19 protein-coding genes are annotated in these 21,267 nt (G+C 64.2%); 8 read left to right on the top strand and 11 right to left on the bottom strand.

What is annotated here, in order from left to right; genetic code table 11:
• From ACILRA_RS06290 to ACILRA_RS06280, 3 genes are all read right to left on the bottom strand, one after another.
• Positions 1-734, bottom strand: a 734-nt coding sequence (locus ACILRA_RS06290) for a carbohydrate ABC transporter permease (RefSeq protein ID WP_395661243.1), incomplete at its 3' end; no start/stop codon positions are given.
• 199 nt (positions 735-933) lie between these two features.
• Entirely contained in the window at positions 934-2,256 is a 1,323-nt protein-coding gene (locus ACILRA_RS06285) for an NAD(P)H-dependent oxidoreductase (protein ID WP_395661242.1), read from the bottom strand.
• Positions 2,253-2,999 carry a class II aldolase/adducin family protein gene (locus tag ACILRA_RS06280; protein WP_395661241.1) on the bottom strand — a complete coding sequence of 249 codons (747 nt, stop codon included), beginning with the start codon at positions 2,997-2,999 and terminating at the stop codon, positions 2,253-2,255. The genes ACILRA_RS06285 and ACILRA_RS06280 overlap by 4 nt, the downstream gene beginning before the upstream one ends.
• Before the next feature lie 90 nt (positions 3,000-3,089).
• Here ACILRA_RS06280 and ACILRA_RS06275 point away from each other — a divergent pair, with 90 nt between their 5' ends.
• The 3 genes from ACILRA_RS06275 to ACILRA_RS06265 all read left to right on the top strand — a co-directional run bounded on the left by ACILRA_RS06275 (position 3,090) and on the right by ACILRA_RS06265 (position 5,532).
• Positions 3,090-4,538, top strand: coding sequence for an FGGY-family carbohydrate kinase (locus ACILRA_RS06275; protein WP_395661240.1), 1,449 nt, complete (start codon positions 3,090-3,092; stop codon positions 4,536-4,538).
• A gap of 143 nt (positions 4,539-4,681) precedes the next feature.
• Positions 4,682-5,101: a hypothetical protein gene (locus tag ACILRA_RS06270; RefSeq protein WP_395661239.1), complete on the top strand. Its 420-nt coding sequence runs from the start codon at positions 4,682-4,684 to the stop codon at positions 5,099-5,101.
• Positions 5,098-5,532, top strand: a complete 435-nt coding sequence (locus ACILRA_RS06265; protein ID WP_395661238.1) for a hypothetical protein — start codon at positions 5,098-5,100, stop codon at positions 5,530-5,532. The genes ACILRA_RS06270 and ACILRA_RS06265 overlap by 4 nt, the downstream gene beginning before the upstream one ends.
• Here the strand turns inward: ACILRA_RS06265 and ACILRA_RS06260 are convergent.
• Entirely contained in the window at positions 5,481-6,125 is a 645-nt protein-coding gene (locus ACILRA_RS06260) for a GNAT family N-acetyltransferase (RefSeq protein ID WP_395661237.1), read from the bottom strand. The two genes, ACILRA_RS06265 and ACILRA_RS06260, sit on opposite strands and share 52 nt — an antisense overlap.
• Positions 6,126-6,348: 223 nt before the next feature.
• On the opposite strand from ACILRA_RS06260, the gene ACILRA_RS06255 reads away from it, so the two are divergent.
• From ACILRA_RS06255 to ACILRA_RS06235, 5 genes are all read left to right on the top strand, one after another.
• Positions 6,349-7,848: a CoA-acylating methylmalonate-semialdehyde dehydrogenase gene (locus ACILRA_RS06255; RefSeq protein ID WP_395661236.1), complete on the top strand. Its 1,500-nt coding sequence runs from the start codon at positions 6,349-6,351 to the stop codon at positions 7,846-7,848.
• A gap of 6 nt (positions 7,849-7,854) precedes the next feature.
• Positions 7,855-8,148, top strand: coding sequence for a hypothetical protein (locus ACILRA_RS06250; protein WP_395661235.1), 294 nt, complete (start codon positions 7,855-7,857; stop codon positions 8,146-8,148).
• A gap of 126 nt (positions 8,149-8,274) precedes the next feature.
• Positions 8,275-8,883, top strand: a complete 609-nt coding sequence (locus ACILRA_RS06245) for a GNAT family N-acetyltransferase (RefSeq protein ID WP_395661234.1) — start codon at positions 8,275-8,277, stop codon at positions 8,881-8,883.
• Positions 8,884-9,046: 163 nt separating this feature from the next.
• Complete coding sequence (locus ACILRA_RS06240; RefSeq protein ID WP_395661233.1) at positions 9,047-9,982, top strand: tyrosine recombinase XerC; 936 nt, start codon at positions 9,047-9,049, stop codon at positions 9,980-9,982.
• 38 nt (positions 9,983-10,020) lie between these two features.
• On the top strand, positions 10,021-11,349 hold the full coding sequence (locus ACILRA_RS06235) for an NAD(P)/FAD-dependent oxidoreductase (RefSeq protein WP_395661232.1): 1,329 nt from the start codon (positions 10,021-10,023) through the stop codon (positions 11,347-11,349).
• 156 nt (positions 11,350-11,505) lie between these two features.
• On the opposite strand, the gene lpdA is transcribed toward ACILRA_RS06235, so the two are convergent.
• The 7 genes from lpdA to mdh all read right to left on the bottom strand — a co-directional run bounded on the left by lpdA (position 11,506) and on the right by mdh (position 21,211).
• Positions 11,506-12,894, bottom strand: a complete 1,389-nt coding sequence (gene lpdA / locus ACILRA_RS06230) for a dihydrolipoyl dehydrogenase (RefSeq protein WP_395661231.1) — start codon at positions 12,892-12,894, stop codon at positions 11,506-11,508.
• A 13-nt stretch (positions 12,895-12,907) separates the two neighbouring features.
• Positions 12,908-13,654 carry an SDR family oxidoreductase gene (locus ACILRA_RS06225; RefSeq protein WP_395661230.1) on the bottom strand — a complete coding sequence of 249 codons (747 nt, stop codon included), beginning with the start codon at positions 13,652-13,654 and terminating at the stop codon, positions 12,908-12,910.
• 132 nt (positions 13,655-13,786) lie between these two features.
• Positions 13,787-14,989 carry a 2-oxoglutarate dehydrogenase complex dihydrolipoyllysine-residue succinyltransferase gene (gene odhB / locus ACILRA_RS06220; RefSeq protein WP_395661229.1) on the bottom strand — a complete coding sequence of 401 codons (1,203 nt, stop codon included), beginning with the start codon at positions 14,987-14,989 and terminating at the stop codon, positions 13,787-13,789.
• Positions 14,990-15,002: 13 nt separating this feature from the next.
• A complete protein-coding gene (locus ACILRA_RS06215; protein ID WP_395661228.1) occupies positions 15,003-17,948 on the bottom strand; it encodes a 2-oxoglutarate dehydrogenase E1 component in 2,946 nt (981 codons plus the stop codon).
• A 229-nt stretch (positions 17,949-18,177) separates the two neighbouring features.
• The gene (gene sucD, locus ACILRA_RS06210) at positions 18,178-19,053 is read right to left on the bottom strand and encodes a succinate--CoA ligase subunit alpha (protein ID WP_395661227.1); all 876 of its coding nucleotides are present in this window, start codon (positions 19,051-19,053) and stop codon (positions 18,178-18,180) included.
• Positions 19,053-20,222: an ADP-forming succinate--CoA ligase subunit beta gene (sucC, locus tag ACILRA_RS06205; protein ID WP_395661226.1), complete on the bottom strand. Its 1,170-nt coding sequence runs from the start codon at positions 20,220-20,222 to the stop codon at positions 19,053-19,055. Before sucC ends, sucD begins: the two co-directional genes overlap by 1 nt.
• A 26-nt stretch (positions 20,223-20,248) precedes the next feature.
• A complete protein-coding gene (mdh, locus tag ACILRA_RS06200; RefSeq protein ID WP_395661225.1) occupies positions 20,249-21,211 on the bottom strand; it encodes a malate dehydrogenase in 963 nt (320 codons plus the stop codon).
• Positions 21,212-21,267 lie beyond the last annotated feature (56 nt).

The following is a 21,267-nucleotide window of genomic DNA, read 5'->3' as shown; positions in this document are numbered from 1 at the left end:
ATGCCGCGGATCAGCACGGCGATGGCGATGACCTTGGACATCATCGGCAGTGTGAGCTTGAAGAAGGCCTGGATGGCGGTGGCGCCGTCGATTGCCGCGGCCTCGAACGGTTCCTTCGGGAGAGAGCGCAGGCCCGCCAGCATGATCAGCACCATGAAGGGCGTCCACTGCCAGATCTCCGCCAGCAGCACGCCGGCCATGGCCGTCGATGCATTGCCCAGGATCGAGAAGCCCACCGGCAGCAGCCCCATGGCGATCAGGCTGCGGCTCAGCACGCCGAAGGAGCCGTTGAGCATCAACAGGAACATCATCGCGGTGACGGCGGGCGGGATCACCAGCGGCAGCGTCATCATTCCGCGCAGCAGGGCATAGCCCTTGCGGTCCGAGTCGAGCAGCAGGGCGATCAGCATGCCCAGCACCAGTTGGAACACGAGTGCGATGCCGGTGTAGACGAATGTATTGAACAGCGCGTTCCAGACGCGCTCGTCGTACAAGACCTTCGTCCAGTTATGGTCGAAGTCGAGCACCATTTTCCGGGTGGCCGCGTTCTTCTTGTAGAAGGACAGCGCAACTGCATAGACCAGCGGGTAGATGCCGAAGACGACCATCAGCGCCCCGGCGGGCAGAAGCCACGGGAAGGGGTGTTCCGACGTCAGCCAATGCGGCAGCCAGGGGCGGCGCTCCGTCCGGCTCGCCGCCTCCTTGGAAGCGACACTGGCGGCATTCGCAGGCATGAAGTCGATCTCCCGTGGCCCCACTTGGCTGGAGCGCATTTGTTATTCTGGAATTGCAAAAGTTCTGAGAGAGTAGTTCGGGTGGTGAGGGCAAGTCAACTTAAAGAGCGGCCATGCGGTTTTATTTTGCAATGCAAACAGCATGTTGCGATGCAGCGTAGGGCTCCTGCTGAGATGATGACGCCAAGGAGGGCAATGTTTACAGCGCGTGGAAGCGCGTGTCGGCCTGGTCGAGGCGGCGGCGGATCTGGGTGACGAGGAGGGAATCGTCCGGCACGCAGTTGTCGTAGGTGATGCGCTCGCCGGCCTTCACCGGTTTCACCACCTTCGCACCCTGGGCTAGCCCTAAGGGAATGGCGTTGGCGTTGCGCGCTTGCGCATGGGTCATGGCCCAGGCGCGGTAGTCGGTCTCGCCGATGCGGCCCAGCACCTCGCCGGGTGACAGGTCGCGCTTGGCCAGGGTGACGCATTCGGCGACGGGCTGTTCGAGGGGCACCATGTCCGCCTGGCCGTGCAGCACGGCGCGGGCGGCGGAGAGCGGCACCTCGAGGCTGGTCAGGTGATAGGGGCGCGTCAGTGCAAAGTAGGGGCCCTTGCCGACTTTCAGGTCGATCATGCGCTCCTGCAGGCGGGGGTGATCCGTCGTCACGATGCAGAAGACGCCGGGTGCCACGCCCTTGCCGATGGAATAGTCGACGCAGCCCTTCTTCGAGAGGACGCCGCCATGTTCCTTCGGGATCAGCACTTGGGCCAGTTCGTCCCGTGTGGCTGCGGGGCCGTGCATGCCGGGAACGTCGGGAACCAGCCCGGTGCAGTTGGCGATCGCCACCATCTCCACCATGGTCTTGGAGCCGTCGACGAATTCGACCAGCATCCGCGCATTCATGTTGCGGGCTTGTGCTTCCGCCTCATAGTCGGCGGGCACCGCGTCCCACTTGAGCGGGTTGTTCTTGCCCTTGCCCGCACAGACGACCTCAAGGCCGATGGACTGGGCGAAGCCGATCAGTTCCAGCGTGGCGGCGGGCTCGTCGCCCGCGGCACCCGTGTAGACGACGCCGGCGCGCCTGGCTTCCGCATGGAGGTGGCGGCCGATGGTGATGTCGGCCTCGACGTTCAGCATCACCACATGCTTGCCATTGGCGATGGCCTCAAGCGCGAACTGCGTGCCGGTGTTGGGGTTGCCCGTGGCGTCGATCACCACGTCGACAAGGCCTGAGCGGGCCAGCGTCTCGGGGTCGGAGGTAATGGCGATCAGGCCTTTGGCGATGGCGGCGTCGATGGCGGAGGGGCTTTCGGCATAGACCGTGCGCTCCTCGGGAAATCCGGCGAGGGCGGCTGCGGCCTTCGCCTGCGGGGGGCGCATCTCGGCCACGGCGCCGAGCCTCAGCCCCGGCATGCGGTTCAGTTGCACCATCATGTCGGTGCCCATCTGGCCGCAGCCGGCAAGTCCGATGGTAACAGGTCTCCCCGCGTCCGCGCGGGCTTTCAGTTCGGCAACGAGGGGGGAGACGCCTGCGATCACGCTTTCTTTGTCACTTTCTTTTTTGTGGCGAGAGCCTTGGGAACGTCGCGGCGGACGGGGCCCGTCACCGAGAGCGCATCGCCCTTCTTCAACTCGCCGGGCTGCTTGCCATATGTCTTAAACCGGGCGAGCACGGTTGTCATCTGCCGCTCCTTGAGGAGCACGGGCTTGCCCGCCTGCAGCGCCGCCCAGTACTGGTGGCAGAGGGTCTCGACCTCGCCCGCGCGCCACAGGGCCTTGGCGAGATTGTCGCCAAAGGCGATCTGTCCGTGGTTGGCGAGGAGGCAGGCCTCGCGGTCCTTCATTGCCTTCAGCATGGCGGCGGAAAGTTCCTGCGTGCCATATTCTGCATAGGTGGCGCAGCGCAGCGTGGTGCCGCCGGCGATGCCGATCATGTAGTGGAAGGCGGGGATGTCCTTCCTGAGGCAGGACAGGGCAGTGGCATAGATCGAATGGGTATGGACGACCGCTCCGGCCTCGGGGCGGTGCTTGAAGATATCCATGTGCATCCGCCACTCCGTGGAGGGCAGATACTCGCCGGTGTAGCCGCCATCGAGATCCATCTCGACCACATGCTCCGGCTTCATCTTGTGGTAGGGGATGCCGGAGGCCGTCATGAGAAAGCCCTCGGGCGTGCGCACGCTCACATTGCCGGAGGTGCCCTGGTTGATGCCTTCCTCGTTCATCTTGAGGCAGGTGTCGATCACCGCTTCGCGGAGGTCGAGAAATTTGAGCTTGGCCATGTGCGTTCGATTCCCGATGTTTGATGTCCGGATGGCCCGCTATAGACTGCGAACCACAACCCATACAAGTGTGCTTGACGATTGACGCCCATGCGCAGGATGCGAGAGAGTGGCGCAAACAAGGACAAGAACGGCATGCGGGAGAGCAGTCCACGCGGCATCGCAGTGATCGATGTCGGGTTCACCAATACCAAGATCGCGCTGTTCTCGGCCAAGGGCGAGCTGCTGGCGGAGCGCAAGGGCCTGAGCAGGCATGTGCCGGGTCCACCCTATCTCCACATCGATCCGGAGCCGATGGCGGAGCTGTGCCGGACAGCACTTCCGGAGCTTGACCGGTTGCTGCCCATCGACGCCATCGTGCCTACCGCCCACGGCGCCGCCATGGCCTGCCTCGATGCGGGTGGAAATCTTGCGCTGCCGGTGATGGACTATACCAGCGAGCCCCCGCCCGAAATCGTGGCGGAGTACCGCAAGATCATGCCTGGTTTCGAAGAGGCATTCTGCCCGCTGCTGCCGCTGGCCATCACCCATGGGCTGCAGCTCTACTGGCAGATGCGCATGTGGCCCGAGGACTTTGCACGTGTCAGGACGCTGCTGCCATGGATCCAGTATGTGGGCTACCGCCTGAGCGGGGTTCGGGTGACGGAAATCTCCTCCATGGCGTGCCAGACCCATTTGATGGACACGCGCGCGCAGGCGCCGTCGCGCATGGCGCGCGAGCTGGGTTGGGACAGGCTGTTCCCGCCCATGGCCAAGGCGTGGGAGGCAATCGGAACGCTGCTGCCCGAATACCGGGGCAGCAGCTTCCGCGGTGAAGGGCGGGTGCTGGGCGGGGTCCATGATTCGACCGCCAACTTCATGCGCTATGTCTGCGCCGGGCTCGACCGCTTCACGCTGGTCTCAACCGGAACCTGGAGCATCAGCTTCAATCCGTCGACCTCCGTTGACGTGCTTGACCCGGAACGTGACACCAACACCAACACCGACGTGCTCGGCCGCAACGTGTGCTGCAGCCGCTTCTTCGGTGGCAAGGAGTTCGAGGCGGTGGCGCAGGGAGCGCCAGCCGAGGCCGCGAGCGTTGCGGCGGTGGCCGGTCTGGTGCAGCGCGGCACCCATGCCGTGCCGTCCTTCACCCTCACCAGCGGGCCGGTGCCGGACTCGCTCGGAAAGGGCTTCATCGAGGGTCCGCCGCCCGTGTCAGATGCTGAAAAAGCCTCTCTCGCCGCGCTGTACTGCGCGCTCATGGTTTCAGAGCAGCTCGATGCGATCGCCTCACAGGACGACATCATCGTCGATGGGCCGTTCTCCCAGAACAAGGTGCTGCTGGCCGTGCTGGCACAGCTGCGGACGGGACAGAAGGTAAAGGCCTCCGCCCTGCGCGACGGCACAACGGCCGGTGCGGCTGCAATCGCCATGATCGATGATGGAAGGCTGCCGGCCATCGCACTGGAACTCGGCGAGGTGGCGCCTTCGGCAATCAGCGGCCTCGACGCCTATCAGGCCCGGTGGAAGAGCCTGGCCTACGGTGCCAGAGGTTGAACGCATCCTGACGCGATGGACCGGCGCAAAGCTGTGCCGGGAGCGCCCCCGCAGTAACGTCCGCCAAGCCTCGCGCAAGATGGTTAACCATCTCGCAAACTCCATAGGGGCATGATGGGCGCAATCGTTGGTGAGGTGTTGTGATGCAGCGTAGCAATGTGTTCGAAGCGAAGCCCGAGGGCTTCACCCTGGTGTGCCCGGGTTTCCGCGGGCCAGCGATGAATGAGGGGGCTTCAGCCGGGGCGGGATGCCTGGTCTTCACCGTCGGATCTCAGCTCGTGGCGGAACTCGACCAGGGCGACCTCATCGAGACCTGGGCTGCGGCCGAGGAACTTTCCGCCGCCGAAGCGGCCGAGTTGACGGAGGCCGCCGCGGCGCATCTCCTTGACATGCTGGAGGACGGCATTGGGGCCGTCGACATCGCCGAGGCAGTCACTGATGCTGCCGTGGTCTTCCTGCTGGCGATGCGCCAGCATGGCATCGCCGACCCAAAGCGGATTCCGGCTTGCACGGTCAAGTGGAGCTTGGCATCAGAAACGGCGCGTGTTCAACTGGCCTCATGAGTGAGCCATCCGCTGTCGACTATGGCCGAAGCCTGAAAGGCCTCGGCTTCAACCTGCTGGTCACCGACGTTCCGCGCGCCGTGGCCTTCGCCACCGAGGTGCTGGGTGCGACGCCCTTTTACCACAATGAGGATTTCGCGGCGCTGCGCTGGAACGGGCAGGATTTCATGTTCCATGCCGACCGCTCCTATCGCGGACACCCGCTTTCAGGTGTCGTTGCCGGGGTGGATGCCCGGGGTGCAGGCGTGGAGTTGAGGCTCTACGGCTGCGACCCTGACCGGGCTGAGGCCAAGGCGCGTGAGCTCGGCTTTACGGTGCTCGCAGGGTCCATCGACAAGGCGCACGGACTTCGCGAATGCGTCATCCTCGACGATGACGGCTACGCCTGGGTGCCGGCGGCGGCCACTCGCGAGAGCCCGGCGGGGGATTGAACTGCCCCCGGAAGCAAGGCTCGTCCTGCGGTCAGTTGGCTCTCGACCAGTTGAGGACGGCGGTCACGAAATCGGTAGTGTCGTGCATGGCCTCGCCCCAGAGCGAGAAGGCGGTGGCGGGGCTGGTCGCGAGTGCGCCCAGCGCCTCTGCCTTCCCCCGGGGTGAAATTCGCGCCGAACTTGCGGCCCAGCTGCTGCATCGGATGGTTCTCGCGGGCGCAGATCATGTGCAGCTGGTGAATGCCGCGGTTCTGGGCGGCGGTGATGATGCGGTTCATCAGGGCGGAGCCCAGACCCTGGTGGCGATGGGCGGTTTCCACCACGAAGGCAGCCTCCGCCAGCTCATCACCCATGACATGCAGCGCGCGCAGCTCCGCCGAGGCGCAGAGTTCCGAACCCAGGAAGGCGCCATAAATCACCGTTCCGGTGCGGCGGGCCGTGTCGGCATAGGCATGCAGGAAATTGTCGTTGACCGCCGTCCCGAAGCGGAATTGCCGGGTTTCCGGATCAAGCCGCAGCAGATGGCGGCGGAATGCCCCCACCTCGAGGCTCCAGAGCTTGCGGATCAGATAGCGCTCGGCGTTGCGGGTCATCCGGACAGTCCTCGTTTCGCCATTCATTTTGGTCGCTGACATCAAGATCATGTTGCAATGCAACAGAATCAAGATGACAGAACTTACTTTAGATTGCATAAATGATCAGATATTCCTCTTAAAATTGTAAGCATCGAGGGATGACGGCGTGCGCAGGATGGCCCTTGCCGCCATCGGCCCCGGCTTCTAGGTTGGCGCCGATTCATTTTTGAGGAACGGACACATGGTCAAGGACATCGGACATTTCGTTGGCGGCAAGCATGTGAAGGGCACGTCCGGCCGCTACGCGGAGGTCTACAACCCGAATACCGGAGAGGTATCGGCACGGGTGGCGCTGGCCTCCCCGGAAGAACTCCGCGCCGTCGTCGAGAATGCCAAGGCGGCCCAGCCCGAATGGGCGGCGAAGAACCCCCAGGTCCGTGCGCGCGTGATGATGCGTTTCCTCGAGCTTGCCCGCACCCATGCCGAGGAACTGGCAACGCTGATCTCCATGGAGCATGGCAAGACCATTCCGGATGCGCTGGGAGATCTGCAGCGCGGGGTCGAGGTGGTCGAGTTCGCCTGCGGAATTCCGCATCTCCTGAAGGGCGACTATACGGACGGGGCCGGCCCCGGCATTGACATGTATTCGATGCGCCAGCCGATCGGCATCGCCGCCGGCATCACGCCCTTCAATTTTCCGGCCATGATCCCGCTGTGGAAGGCCGCACCCGCGATTGCCTGCGGCAATGCCTTCATCCTCAAGCCCTCGGAGCGTGACCCGTCCTGCCCGATGCGTCTGGCGGAACTCTTCCTGGAGGCTGGCCTGCCCGCTGGCATCTTCAACGTGGTCAACGGGGACAAGGAGGCCGTCGACGGCATCCTCGATGACCCGGACATCGCGGCCGTGGGCTTCGTGGGATCGACGCCCATCGCGCAGTATGTCTATTCGCGCGCAACCGCCAACGGCAAGCGCGCACAGTGCTTCGGCGGCGCCAAGAACCACATGCTCATCATGCCGGACGCCGACATGGACAAGGCCGTCGATGCGCTGATCGGTGCGGGCTATGGCTCTGCCGGCGAGCGCTGCATGGCGATCTCGGTTGCCGTGCCCGTGGGCGAAGCGACGGCCGATGCGCTGATCGAGAAGCTCGTCCCGCGCGTCGAGAAGCTGAAGGTGGGCCTGTCGACCGACCGCGAGGCGGACTATGGCCCGCTGGTGACGAAGCAGGCGCTGGACCGGGTCAAGGGCTACATCGATACCGGGGTCAAGGAAGGCGCCACGATCAAGGTCGACGGACGCGGCTTCAAGATGCAGGGCTACGAGAACGGCTATTTCCTCGGCGGCACGCTGTTTGACAACGTGACGAAGGACATGCGGATCTACAAGGAAGAGATCTTCGGTCCGGTGCTCTCGGTGGTTCGCGCCAAGACCTATGACGAGGGTCTCAAGCTGGTGAACGACCATGAATATGGCAATGGCACCGCGATCTTCACGCGTGACGGCGACACGGCGCGCGACTTCGCCTCGCGTTGCCAGATTGGCATGGTAGGCATCAACGTGCCCATCCCCGTGCCGCTGGCCTACCACACGTTTGGCGGCTGGAAGCGCTCGGCCTTCGGCGACCTGAACCAGCACGGACCCGACTCGATCCGCTTCTACACCAAGACCAAGACGGTGACGGCGCGCTGGCCCTCGGGCATCAAGGAAGGCGCGCAGTTCTCCATCCCCACCATGCGCTGAGGCATCATGAAGCACTCCCCCTTCGATATGGGACTGTCCGCCGCCGAGGTCATCGCGCGGCGGATGCCCGTGATCTGGTGGGGAATGGTCAACCCCACCGCCGCGTCACAGGCCGAGATGACGCGGATGGTGATCGAGAAGCAACTGGCCTTCGCCGAGGCCTGCGTCGCCATGCAGGTTGAGATGTTCCGGCTCATGCTGGCGCCGTGGCGGCCCGCCAGCAGCGGCCGCCTCGTGCAGGCCGTGCTGGCGCCGGCTGCGCGGCGTGTGCGGGCCAACAAACGCCGCCTGCGGCGCTAGCGTGCGTTCCGGCCAGGTGGAAACACCTGGCCGAAAAGAACGCGCGCAAGATCAATTGCTTGAGCATGCTTCACCAAAGTGGTTCCCACGTTTGCGGATGATGCTCAAGCCCACGGAGCTCATGCCATGCACGGAACGCCCCTTCCTGCCGGATACCACCCGCTGCCGCCAGGCCATCTGGCGAATGTCGTCACCTGCCTCGAGATGATGGCCAGGCCATCGCCCCGGCCCTTGCCAGACGTGCAGGGACTGTCGCTCGCCCGGCTGGGCGCTGCCGATACCGCGCGCTTCCGCAGCCTGTTTCATGACATTGGCCGCGACATCATGTGGTTCTCGCGCCTGATCATGCCGGAGGCGGAACTTGCGGGGATCATCGGTGATCCGAAAGTCCACAGCCATGCGGTGGTGAGGGACAACAGAGACATCGGCCTTCTCGAACTGGACTTCCGGGACGATGGGCAGTGCGAACTCTCCTTCTTCGGCCTGGTGCCTTCCGCCGTCGGCACGGGGGTTGGCCGCTGGCTCATGAATGAAGCGATCACCCGCGCCTGGGCAGCGCCCATCTCGCGCTTCTGGGTGCACACCTGCACCTTCGACCATCCCGATGCCCTGGCCTTCTACCAGCGCTCCGGGTTCAGGCCCTATGCCGTGATGGTGGAGGTGCACGAGGACCCAAGACTGACCGGCCATCTGCCAAGGGACGCGGCGCCGGGTGTGCCGCTGATCGGGAGATAGCGGACAGGGGCCCTCATCCGGCCTGCCGGCCACCTTCTCCCATTGCTGCGCAACGGGAGAAGGGGATCGAGATATCAGAGCTTCCCCTTCTCCCGTCCCGAAGGGCGGATGCGGGCGCTTTCACGCGGCAGGAAGTTAACCAATCAACGCCTAAACTCAGCTCATGTCAGACTTCGCCCTCAGCCTTGCCCCTGATGCTGCCGCGGTGGCGCAGGCCTGGCTGCAGAGCCTCAAGGCCGAGCGGCGGATGTCGCCGAAGACGCTTGAAGCCTATGCGCGCGACTTCGGGCAGTTTGCGCAGTTCATGGCGGAGCATCTGGGCGGCGCGCCAGGGACCGCCGAACTCTCCGCGCTGACGGTCTCCGACTTCCGTGCCTTCCTTGCCCGCCGCAGAACGCAAGGTGTGGAAAGCCGCACGCTTGCGCGGCAGTTGTCGGGTCTTCGATCCTTCTACCGCCATGCCGAGAAGGTGGGGCTGTTCCGCAATGCCGCACTCTCCGCCATCCGGGCCCCGAAGCTGCCCCATGCGGTCCCCAAGCCTGTTTCGCCGGAAAAGGCCGCCACGCTGGTGAAGGCCGATGCGCTGGCCCTGCCGGATACGCCGCGCTGGGTGCTGGCACGCGATGAGGCGGTGCTGACACTGCTGTATGCCTGCGGCTTGCGAATCTCCGAAGCGCTCGCCCTCAGCCCATCACAGGCTGGCGGCGGGTTCCTGACCATCACCGGCAAGGGCAACAAGACGCGCATCGTGCCGCTGCTGCCCGTGGCGCGCGCGGCGGTAGCGCGTTATCTCGACCTCTGCCCCTTCGCGCTGGCGCCGAAGGAACCGATGTTCCGAGGCTTGAAGGGCGGTACGCTTAATGCGCGCAACATCCAGATGCTGGTGGCCAGGCTGCGTGGCGCGCTGGGCCTTCCCGAGACGGCAACGCCGCATGCGCTGCGGCATTCCTTCGCGTCCCATCTTCTCGCGCATGGCGCAGACCTGCGCGTGATCCAGGAACTGCTGGGCCATGCCAGCCTCTCCACCACGCAGGCCTATACGGAAGTGAACAGGGCGCATCTCCTCGAACAGTATCGCAAGGCCCACCCGCGCAGGTGAGGGTGGAACACGCAGGCCGGGCGCGCTAAAACACCACCATGCCGGTCATCTCCCACGTCCAGTCCGATTCAACTCTTCCGAAACAGGCCGCCGTCTGCGTGATCGGGGGCGGCGTGGCCGGCGTGTCGACCGCCCTCGAACTCGCCGAACGCGGCATCGACGTGGTGCTGCTGGAAAAGGGCGAGGTCGCCGCCGAACAATCGAGCCGGAACTGGGGCTGGTGCCGCTCCATGGGCCGCGACCCGCGCGAAATCCCGCTGATCAAGGTCGCGCTTTCGCTGTGGGACGGGATGAATGCGCGGATCGGGGGCGAGACAGGCTTCACGCGCTGCGGCATCCTCTACCTTTGCGAAACCGAAGCGCAGCTCGCCGCCAAGACCGCGTGGCTGGAAACGAACGGCAAGCCTGCGGGCCTCTCCTCCCGCATGATCGGTGCGGCGGAGGCCAATGCGCTGCAGCCCGGCTGCACCAGGCCCTGGAAGGGAGCGCTCTATACGCCCGACGATGCCCGCGCCGAGCCCTTCATGGCCGTGCCGCTGATGGCAGAGGCGCTGCGGCGCAAGGGCGGCAAGGTCTTCACACGTTGCGCGGTGCGCGGGCTGGAAACGAAAGCGGGCCGCATCTGCGCCGTGGTGACGGAGCGCGGCGCCATCGCCTGTGATACGGTGGTGCTGGCGGGCGGCGCATGGTCACGCCGCTTCTGCCATAACTTGAGGATCGATCTGCCACAGCTGGGCGTGGTCAATTCCGTGATGCGCACGGAGCCGCTCGACACCGGGCTCACCCGCAGCTGCTCCGGCGGGCACTTTACATTCCGCAAGCGCCTCGACGGCGGATATACCGTGGCGCACCGCCATCTCTCGGTCGCCGACATTGTGCCGGACTCCTTCCGGCTGTTCCGCGACTTCCTGCCTGCCCTGAAGCTGGACTGGATGGGGCTGCGGCTCCGGCTGGGCGCGCGCTTCATCGAGGAGGCGCGGCTCAAGCGGCGCTGGGCGCTGGACGAGGTCTCCCCCTTCGAACTTGTGCGCATTCTCGATCCGGAACCCGTGCAGGACATTCTCGCGGAGGCGGAAAAATTCCTCAAGGAATATTATCCGGTCTTCGGGCCCATGAAGATCGCCGAGCGCTGGGCCGGCATCATCGATGCGATGCCCGATGCCGTGCCGGTGATCTCCAAGGTGGCAAGCCTCGAGGGCTTCCACCTGTGCACGGGATTTTCAGGGCACGGGTTCGGCCTGGGGCCGGGCGCGGGCAAGCTGATGGCCGAGATCGTGACGGGGGAGACGACGTGTGTCGATCCCTCACCGTTCCGCTATGCCAGGTTCTTCGACGGCACGAATCCGCAGCCGACGACGGGACTGTAAAAGACTGTCCCCTTCTCCCGTTGCGAAGCAATGGGAGAAGGTGGCCGAAGGCCGGATGAGGGCCTCTCTCCGCGAGTCGTGCCGGTCGACAGAGGCCCTCATCCGCCCTGCCGGGCACCTTCTCCCATCCTTCGGACGGGAGAAGGGAATGGGTGGTCAGGCGTGGATCGCCCGGCCCGCGACCGCCATGGCAGCTTCCTTAACCGCCTCCGACAGCGTCGGATGCGCGTGGCAGGTGCGCGCGAGGTCTTCCGCCGAGCCGCCGAACTCCATCAGCACCGCGGCCTCGTGGATGAGCTCTCCAGCTTGCGGGCCGACGATGTGGACGCCCAGCACGCGGTCGGTCTTGGCATCGGCCAGCACCTTCACGAAACCATCCGTCGTCTGGTTGGCCTTGGCGCGGCCGTTGGCGAGGAACAGGAATTTGCCTGCCTTGTAGTCGACACCTTCGGCCTTGAGTTCTTCCTCGGTCTTGCCGACGGCGGCGACTTCGGGGTTGGTGTAGACGACGCCGGGAATGACGCCGTAATTCACATGGCCTGCCTGGCCTGCGAGGATCTCGGCCAGTGCGATGCCCTCATCCTCCGCTTTGTGGGCGAGCATGGGGCCCTTGATGACGTCGCCGATGGCATAGATGCCGGGGATATTGGTGGCGTAGTGGTGATCGACCTCCACACGGCCGCGGTTGTCGAGCTTGACGCCTGCGGTATCGAGCCCGAGGCCATCCGTATACGGAACACGGCCCACGGCGACGAGGACGACGTCGGCTTCAATCTGTTCAGCGGTGCCGCCTGCGGCGGGCTCGACCGAAAGCGTGACCTTGTCCTTCGCCTTCGTGGCTCCCGTCACCTTCGATGACAGCTTGAAAGCGAAGCCCTGCTTCTGCAGCATGCGCTGGAAGTTCTTCGCCACATCGAGGTCCATGCCGGGCAGGATACGGTCGAGGTACTCGATCACCGTCACCTTCGCGCCGAGGCGCGCATAGACGGAGCCGAGCTCGAGGCCGATGACGCCCGCGCCGATGACGGCGAGGTGCTGCGGCACTTCTTTCAGTTCCAGCGCACCGGTGGAGGAGACGATGCGCTGCTCGTCGATGTCGATGCCCTTGAGCCTTGCGACATCCGAGCCGGTGGCAATCACGATGTGCTTCGTCTCGATCACTTCGTCACCCACCGTGACCTTGCCGGGGCCTGCGATCTTGCCGGTTCCACGGAATACCGTGACCTTGTTCTTCTTCAGCAGGAAGTCGATGCCCTTGGTGTTGCCGTCGATGGCCTCCTGCTTGAAGCCCAGCATCTTCGGGAAGTCGATGCTGGTTTCGGCCTTGATGCCCATCTTGGCGAAGCTGTGCTTCGATTCGGCATAGAGTTCGGAGGCGTGGAGCAGGGCCTTCGACGGGATGCAGCCGACGTTGAGGCAGGTGCCGCCGTGGCTGGCGCGCTTCTCGACCACCGCCACTTTCAAGCCCAGCTGTGCTGCGCGGATGGCGCAGACATAGCCGCCGGGGCCGGTACCGATGATGGTGACGTCGAAAGCATTGGCCATGGTTTTGTTCCTGTTAGCAGCGTCCGCCGGCGACGGGGACGATGGCGCCGGTGACATAGGAGGATTGATCCGAGCAGAGCCAGAGGATGGCGTCCGCCACCTCCTCGGCCTTGCCCTCGCGCTTCATCGGGATCTGGTCGCGCATCATCTTCACGCGGCCGGGAATGCCGGAGGAATCATGGATTTCGGTGTCGATGATGCCGGGACGCACGGCGTTGACGCGGATGCCTTCGGCGGCCACCTCGCGGCTGAGGCCGATGGTGAGCACGTCCATCGCACCCTTGCTTGCCGCATATTCGACGCCAAGTGCGGGCGCTCCCAGAACAGCTGCGGCTGAGGACTGGTTGACGATGACGCCGCCTGAGCCGCCGTGCTTGGTCGACATGCGCTTCACGGCTTCCCTCGCGCAGAGGAAGGAGCCGAGGATATTGATGTCGAACAGGCGCTTCAGGCGCTCGAGGCTCATCTCGTCCAGGCGGTTCTGGCGGTCCATGATGCCGGCATTGTTGATGAGGAGCTTCAGGGGCCCAAGCTTGTCGGCTGCGGCGAAGAGGGCGAGGACGTCTGATTCATGCGCGACATCGCCCTTGATGGCGGCGGCCTTGCCGCCCTTCGCGGTGATGGCGCTGACCACCTCGTTCGCCGCGGCTTCGTTGGACGCGTAGTTTACGACGACGGTGTAGCCTTCCGCACCGAGCTTCAGGGCGGTGGCCCTGCCGATGCCGCGGCTTCCGCCTGTGACGATTGCGACGTTGGTCATGTGTTTACTTCCCTCACTCTCTTTTTTGTCCGTCACCCCGGCGAAGGCCGGGGTCCAGCTTTTGTGCCCGAAGCTGGATCCCGGCCTTCGCCGGGATGACGGCATGAGGGGCCGGGATGACGGTGCTTATTGTTACAGATCCAGAATCGTCCGCTGCGGATCCTCGAGGTTCTCCTTCACGCGCACCAGGAAGGTGACGGCTTCCTTGCCATCGACAATGCGGTGATCATAGGACAGTGCGAGATACATCATCGGACGGATGACGACCTGGCCGTTCAGCGCCACCGGGCGCTCCTGGATCTTGTGCATGCCGAGGATGCCGGATTGCGGCGCGTTGAGGATGGGGGTGGACATCAGCGAGCCATAGACGCCGCCGTTGGAGATGGTGAAGGTGCCGCCCTGCATCTCCGCGATCTGCAACTGCCCGTCACGCGCGCGCTTGCCATATTCGGCGATGGTCTTCTCGATGCCGGCGAAGGACAGCATGTCCGCATCGCGCAGCACGGGAACGACGAGGCCCTTCTCTGTGCCGACCGCGACACCGACATGGTAGAAGTTCTTGTAGACGATGTCGTCGCCGTCGATCTCGGCATTGACCGCCGGAATCTCCTTCAGCGCCTGGATGCAGGCCTTCACAAAGAAGCTCATGAAGCCCAGCTTCACGCCGTGCTTCTTCTCGAACAGGTCCTTGTACTGGTTGCGGAGCGCCATGGTCGCCGTCATGTCGACCTCGTTGAAGGTCGTCAGCATGGCGGCGGTGTTCTGCGCATCCTTCAGGCGGCGCGCGATGGTGAGGCGCAGGCGCGACATCTTCACACGCTCTTCGCGCGTGGCATCGGACGGTGCCGAGGCTGCACGCGGCGCGGCCACCGGAGCGGGTGCGGGGGCTGCGGGCTTTTCAAGGTGTGCGATCACGTCGCCCTTGGTGAGCCGTCCGTCCTTGCCGGTGCCGGTGACGGAGGAGGTGTCGACCTTGTTCTCTTCCACCATCTTGCGCACGGCAGGCGAGAGCGGAGCTTCTGCCGCCTTCGCAGCGGGTGCAGGCGCTTCAACCTTCTTCGGGGCTTCCGCCGCCTTGGGCGGAGCGGCACCTGCAGCACCTTCCTCGATGAGGCCCAGGAGCGCGCCGACATTCACCGTGGTGCCGGGGGCGGCATCGATGGAGGAGAGCTTGCCGGAAGCGGGTGCGGGGACTTCGACCGTCACCTTGTCGGTTTCGAGTTCGACCAGGGGCTCATCGGCCTTCACCGCATCGCCCGCCTGCCTGAACCACTTTGCAATCGTCGCCTCGGTGACTGACTCACCCAGAGCCGGAACGCGGATTTCCTTTGCCATCTTTTCTGTTCCTTCAAGCCTTGCTGTCGGAGAGCGCCTCGTCGAGGAACGTCTTCAGTTCCTTGAGGTGGCGGCTCATCAAGCCTGTTGCGGTGGAGGCGGAAGCGGCACGGCCCACATAGCGGGGACGGCTGTTCTTCGCGCCGATGAAGTCGAGAACACGCTCGATGTTGGGCTGCACGAAGCTCCAGGCGCCCATGTTGTAGGGCTCTTCCTGGCACCACACGAACTCCGCACCCTTGAAGCGCGAGAGGATGTTGATCAATGCCTTGTGCGGCCACGGATAAAGCTGCTCCACGCGGAGCAGGTAGACATCATTGATGCCGCGCTTCTCGCGCTCCTCGTAGAGATCGTAATAGACCTTGCCGGAGCACAGGATGACGCGGCGGATCTTGTCATCCGCCTTCAGCTTGATCGCCTCGCCCGGCACCATCTCGGCATCGTCCCACAGCAGGCGGTGGAAGGTGGTGCCTTCGTCCATCATGGCAAGCGTCGAGGTCGCGCGCTTGTGGCGCAGAAGCGACTTGGGCGTCATGATGATCAAGGGCTTGCGGATGTCGCGCTTCAGCTGACGGCGCAGGATATGGAAGTAGTTGGCGGGCGTGGTGCAGTTCGCCACCTGCATGTTGTCTTCCGCGCACATCTGCAGATAGCGCTCGAGCCTCGCGGAGGAATGTTCCGGCCCCTGGCCCTCATAGCCATGCGGCAGCAGGCAGACGAGGCCCGACATGCGCAGCCACTTGCGTTCACCTGAGGAGATGAACTGGTCGAACACAACTTGTGCGCCATTGGCGAAGTCGCCGAACTGGGCTTCCCAGATGGTGAGCGCATTGGGTTCCGCCAGCGAGTAGCCATATTCGAAGCCCAGCACGGCCTCTTCCGAGAGCATGGAGTTGATGGCGTCGATCTTCACCTGCTGGTCCTTCAACAGGTGATTGAGCGGCGTGTAGCGCTTCTCGTTTTCCTGATCGACGAGCACGGCATGGCGCTGCGAGAACGTGCCGCGCTGCACGTCTTGCCCTGACAGGCGCACCGGGAAGCCGTCGAGCAGCAGCGTGCCGAAGGCCAGATGCTCTGCCATCGCCCAGTCGAGGCCGGCACCATCCTCCATCATCTTGCGGCGCGCATCGAGCACGCGCTGCATGGTGCGGTGGACCTTGAAGGTCTTGGGGATCTTGGTGAGCTTGAGGCCGATCTCCTTGAGCTTCGCCGCGGGAACGCCCGTGTCGCCCTTGCGCGGCTCCTCAAGGTCCTTCGCGGCCTTGAGGCCGGCCCAGCGGCCGTCGAGCCAGTCGGCCTTGTTGGCCTTGTAGCCTTCAGCCGAGGTGAAGTTCTCGTCCAGCGTCTTGCGGTAGGCGGCCTTCATCGCGTCGAGCTCGTCCTGCGAGAGCACACCTTCCTCCATCAGGCGCTTGCCATAGAGGGTGACGACGGTGGCCTGGCCCGCGATGCGCTTGTACATCAAGGGCTGGGTGAAGGCGGGCTCGTCCGTTTCGTTGTGGCCGAAGCGGCGGTAGCAGAACATGTCGATGACGACGGGCTTCTTGAATTTCTGCCGGAACTCGGTGGCGATCTTCGCGGCATAGACGACGGACTCGGGGTCATCGCCATTGCAGTGGAAGATCGGCGCTTCGATCATCTTGGCGACGTCGGAAGGATAGGGCGAGGACCTGGACCAGTGCGGGCTGGTCGTGAAGCCGATCTGGTTGTTGACGATGAAGTGGATGGAGCCGCCGGAGCGGTGGCCGCGCAGGCCTGAAAGCCCGAAGCATTCCGCCACAACGCCCTGGCCTGCGAAGGCAGCGTCGCCATGGATGAGCAGTGGCAGCACCGAGGTGCGCTCCTTGTCATTCCTCTGGTCCTGCTTGGCGCGGGCCTTGCCCAGCACCACGGGATCGACGATTTCAAGATGCGAGGGGTTGGCGGTGAGCGAGAGATGCACCGTGTTGTTGTCGAAGGCGCGGTCCGACGAGGATCCTAAGTGATACTTCACGTCGCCCGAGCCTTCGACCTCGTCAGGCGTGGAGGAGCCACCTTTGAACTCATGGAAGATGGCCGAGAAGGGCTTGGACATGACATTGGCCAGCACATTGAGGCGGCCGCGATGCGCCATGCCGAAGACGATCTCTTTCAAGCCCAGCTGGCCGCCGCGCTTGATGATCTGTTCCAGCGCGGGGATCATCGACTCGCCGCCATCAAGGCCGAAGCGCTTGGTGCCGGTGTATTTGACGTTCAGGAACTGCTCGAAGCCTTCGCCCTCGATCAGCTTGTTGAGGATGGCCTTCTTGCCATTGGCGGTGAAACTGATGGACTTGTCCGCACCCTCGATGCGCTCCTGGATCCAGGCCTTCTGCTCGGGGTCCGAGATGTGCATGAACTCGACGCCCAGCGTGCCGCAATAGGTGCGCTTCAGGATGTCGGTGATCTGGCGGATGGTGGCGTGTTCGAGGCCCAGCACGTGATCGAGGAAGATCGGCCGGTCCATGTCGGCGTCCGTGAAGCCGTAGGAGGCGGGGTCGAGTTCGGGGTGGCTTTCGGGTTCCTTGAGCTTCAAGGGGTCGAGGTCGGCTGCGAGGTGGCCGCGCATGCGGTAGGCGCGGATCATCATCAGCGCACGGACGGAATCCATCGTGGCCTTGCGCACGTCTTCCGCCGAAAGGCCGGGGACTTTGGGCTCGGCACCCTTGGCGGGCTTTGCCGCTGGGGCCGCGGGCCAGTTGCCGTCGAGTGCGGAGACGAGATCGCCCGATTCCGCCTGCGGCCAGTCCTTGCGCGCCCAGGAGGGGCCGGTCACCTTCGCCTGGCTGTCTTCGAGCCCGGCAAAGAATTGCCGCCAGTGGATGTCCACGGCGGCGGGGTTCTCGAGATACTTGGCGTAGATCTGCTCGATGTATTGGGCGTTGCCGCCATAGAGGAAGGAGGTTTGCTCGAAGGCGGTGGTGAGATCGGTCTTGTTCATCCCATTGTCCTCTGTTGGCGGCCCTCCCGCGCGGTCGCGGGAGAGTATTGTTCAATGCTGAAAGAGTGCTTTCAGCCTTGTCTCGTTCTTCCCCCTCGCCCCCGCTTCAGCGGGGGAGAGGGAGGGGTGAGGGGGTCGTTCAGCGAACTCAGGTCTCGGAGACCCGGTGTGCTGAGCCACCCCCTCACCCTGCCCTCTCCCCCACATGCGTGGGGGAGAGGAATATCGTTCAGCCCTTCAGTTTCTTCACCAGTGTTTTGCCAAGCAATGCAGGCGAATCCGCGACGGCGATGCCGGCCCGTTTCATGGCGTCGATCTTGGACTCCGCACCACCCTTGCCGCCGGAGATGATGGCGCCGGCGTGGCCCATGCGGCGGCCGGGAGGGGCGGTGCGGCCGGCGATGAAGCCGGCCATGGGCTTCTTCTTCTTCGACTTCGCGATGAATTCGGCTGCGTCTTCTTCCGCCGAGCCGCCGATTTCGCCGATCATGATGATCGATTCCGTCGCGTCGTCGGCGAGGAACATTTCCAGCATGTCGATGAACTCGGTTCCCTTGACGGGATCGCCGCCGATGCCCACGGCGGTCGTTTGCCCTAAGCCTTCCTGCGTGGTCTGGAACACGGCTTCATAGGTCAGCGTGCCGGAGCGCGAGACGATGCCGACAGTGCCTTGTTTGAAGATATTGCCGGGCATGATGCCGATCTTGCACTCATTGGGAGTCAAGACGCCCGGGCAGTTGGGCCCGATGAGGCGGGACTTGCTGCCTGAAAGCGCGCGCTTCACCTTCACCATGTCCATCACCGGAATGCCTTCGGTGATGCAGACGATGAGCGGGATTTCCGCGTCGATCGCTTCGAGGATCGCATCCGCTGCAAAGGGCGGGGGCACGTAGATCACGGAGGCGTCAGCACCCGTGGCCTGCTTCGCGTCCCACACCGTGTCGAATACGGGGAGGCCGATGTGTGTCGCGCCGCCCTTGCCGGGGGTGACGCCCGCGACCATCTGCGTGCCGTATGCGATGGCCTGCTCGGTGTGGAAGGTGCCGTTGTTGCCGGTGATGCCCTGGCAGATGACCTTGGTCGACTTGCTGACGAGAATGGACATCAGGCCGCTTCCTTCACTGCTTTGACGATCTTGGAGGCTGCATCGTCGAGGTCATCGGCGGGGATGACGTTGAGCTTGGAGTCGCGGATGATCTGCTTGCCCAGGTCCACGTTCGTGCCTTCAAGCCGCACGACGAGGGGAACCTTCAGGCCCACCTCCTTCACCGCGGCAATCACACCTTCGGCGATCACGTCACACTTCATGATGCCGCCGAAGATGTTGACGAGGATGCCCTTCACGCGTGGGTCCGCGGTGATGATCTTGAAGGCCGCTGCCACCTTCTCCTTCGAGGCGCCGCCGCCGACGTCGAGGAAGTTGGCGGGTTCGGCACCGTAGAGCTTGATGATGTCCATGGTGGCCATGGCGAGGCCTGCGCCATTCACCATGCAGCCGATGGAACCGTCGAGCGCCACGTAGGAGAGATCGTATTTCGAGGCCTCGATCTCCTTCGGGTCTTCTTCGGTGAGATCGCGCAGCTCCTTGATCTCCGGGTGGCGGTCGAGCGCGTTGGAGTCGAAGTTGATCTTGGCGTCGAGGCAGACGAGTGCCCCGTCCTTCGTCACCACGAGCGGGTTGATCTCGAGCAGGCTCATGTCCTTCTCGGTGAAGGCCTTGTAGAGCTGGCCGATAATCTTCACGCACTGCTTGACCTGGTCGCCCTCGAGCTTCAAGGCCGCGGCGATGCGGCGGCCGACATAGGGCGCATAGCCCGAAGCGGGATCGACCTGTACGGTGATGATCTTCTCCGGCGTCGCGTGCGCCACTTCCTCGATGTTCATGCCGCCTTCGGTGGAGGCGATGAAGGCAACGCGCGAGGTCTCGCGGTCCACCACGATCGAGAGATAGAGCTCGCGGGCGATGGCCGTGCCTTCCTCGATGTAGAGGCGCTGCACGAGCTTGCCCTCGGGGCCGGTCTGGTGGGTCACCAGCGTCATGCCCAGCATGCGGGTGGCTTCGGCCTTCACGTCCGCCACCGACTTCACGACCTTGACGCCGCCGCCCTTGCCGCGGCCGCCGGCGTGGATCTGCGCCTTGACGACCCAGACGGGGCCGCCCAGCGTTTCGGCGGCTTTCACCGCTTCATCGACCGTGAAGGCCGCGATGCCGCGGCCGGTGGTGACGCCGAAGCCGCGGAGCACTTCCTTGGCCTGGTACTCATGAATGTTCATGTGCGCTCTCTCGTGTTACGTGCGCGTCAGGCGAGGTCCGGAGCGATGGTCTTGGCCGCGGCCATGAGGCCGTGGACGGCATCGACTGACTTCTTGAAGCCTGCCTGGTCTTCCTCGTTCAGCGCGATCTCGGCGATGCGCTCCACGCCATTCTCGCCGATGACGACAGGAACGCCGACATAGGTGCCGGAGACGCCATACTGGCCGGTGAGGTGGGCCGCACAGGGGAGAAGCCGCTTCTTGTCCTTCAGGTAGCTCTCCGCCATGGCGATGGCCGAGGTGGCGGGCGCATAATATGCCGAACCCGTCTTCAGCAGGCCGACGATCTCGGCACCGCCATCGCGCGTGCGCTGGACGATCTTGTCGATCTTGTCCTGGGTGGACCAGCCCATCTTGATGAGATCCGGCACGGGAATGCCGGCAACGGTGGAATAGCGGATGAGCGGCACCATGGTGTCACCATGGCCGCCAAGGACGAAGGCGGTGACGTCTTCCACGGACACGTTGAATTCCTCGGCGAGGAAGTGGCGGAAGCGGGCGGAGTCGAGCACACCCGCCATGCCGACGACCTTGTTGGTGGGCAGGCCGCAATATTTCTGCAGGGCCCAGACCATGACGTCGAGCGGGTTGGTGATGCAGATGACGAAGGAATTGGGGGCATGCTGCTTGATGCCGGCGCCGACCGAGGCCATGACCTTGAGGTTGATGCCTAAGAGATCGTCACGGCTCATGCCGGGCTTGCGGGGAACGCCCGCGGTGACGATGCAGACATCCGCCCCGGCGATCGCCTCATAGGAATTCGCACCCGTAAGCTTCGCGTCGAAGCCCTCGACCGGGCCGGACTGAGCGATGTCAAGCGACTTCCCCTGCGGAAGGCCTTCCGCGATGTCGAACACGACGATGTCGCCAAGTTCCTTAAGGGCAGCGAGATGCGCGAGCGTGCCGCCGATCATGCCGCCGCCGATCAATGCGATTTTCTTCCGAGCCATGTCTGATTGTCCTTCTTGGAGCGCGAGCCGTCAGGTCGTTTTGCAGTGCAAAAGCG

The sequence above is a fragment of the Aestuariivirga sp. genome, assembly GCF_044239095.1.
Taxonomy (GTDB): Bacteria; Pseudomonadota; Alphaproteobacteria; order Rhizobiales; family Aestuariivirgaceae; genus Aestuariivirga.
This window is presented reverse-complemented; position numbering and strand designations above follow the sequence as displayed.

Coding starts and splice junctions, on each gene's coding strand:
- lpdA (WP_395661231.1), bottom strand. CDS start 12,894: ATGGCCAATGCTTTCGACGTCACCATCATCGGTACCGGCCCCGGCGGC.
- ACILRA_RS06280 (WP_395661241.1), bottom strand. CDS start 2,999: ATGGCCAAGCTCAAATTTCTCGACCTCCGCGAAGCGGTGATCGACACC.
- ACILRA_RS06260 (WP_395661237.1), bottom strand. CDS start 6,125: ATGACCCGCAACGCCGAGCGCTATCTGATCCGCAAGCTCTGGAGCCTC.
- ACILRA_RS06225 (WP_395661230.1), bottom strand. CDS start 13,654: ATGACCAACGTCGCAATCGTCACAGGCGGAAGCCGCGGCATCGGCAGG.
- ACILRA_RS06275 (WP_395661240.1), top strand. CDS start 3,090: ATGCGCAGGATGCGAGAGAGTGGCGCAAACAAGGACAAGAACGGCATG.
- ACILRA_RS06215 (WP_395661228.1), bottom strand. CDS start 17,948: ATGAACAAGACCGATCTCACCACCGCCTTCGAGCAAACCTCCTTCCTC.
- mdh (WP_395661225.1), bottom strand. CDS start 21,211: ATGGCTCGGAAGAAAATCGCATTGATCGGCGGCGGCATGATCGGCGGC.
- odhB (WP_395661229.1), bottom strand. CDS start 14,989: ATGGCAAAGGAAATCCGCGTTCCGGCTCTGGGTGAGTCAGTCACCGAG.
- ACILRA_RS06270 (WP_395661239.1), top strand. CDS start 4,682: ATGCAGCGTAGCAATGTGTTCGAAGCGAAGCCCGAGGGCTTCACCCTG.
- ACILRA_RS06265 (WP_395661238.1), top strand. CDS start 5,098: ATGAGTGAGCCATCCGCTGTCGACTATGGCCGAAGCCTGAAAGGCCTC.
- ACILRA_RS06235 (WP_395661232.1), top strand. CDS start 10,021: ATGCCGGTCATCTCCCACGTCCAGTCCGATTCAACTCTTCCGAAACAG.
- ACILRA_RS06255 (WP_395661236.1), top strand. CDS start 6,349: ATGGTCAAGGACATCGGACATTTCGTTGGCGGCAAGCATGTGAAGGGC.
- ACILRA_RS06250 (WP_395661235.1), top strand. CDS start 7,855: ATGAAGCACTCCCCCTTCGATATGGGACTGTCCGCCGCCGAGGTCATC.
- sucD (WP_395661227.1), bottom strand. CDS start 19,053: ATGTCCATTCTCGTCAGCAAGTCGACCAAGGTCATCTGCCAGGGCATC.
- sucC (WP_395661226.1), bottom strand. CDS start 20,222: ATGAACATTCATGAGTACCAGGCCAAGGAAGTGCTCCGCGGCTTCGGC.
- ACILRA_RS06245 (WP_395661234.1), top strand. CDS start 8,275: ATGCACGGAACGCCCCTTCCTGCCGGATACCACCCGCTGCCGCCAGGC.
- ACILRA_RS06240 (WP_395661233.1), top strand. CDS start 9,047: ATGTCAGACTTCGCCCTCAGCCTTGCCCCTGATGCTGCCGCGGTGGCG.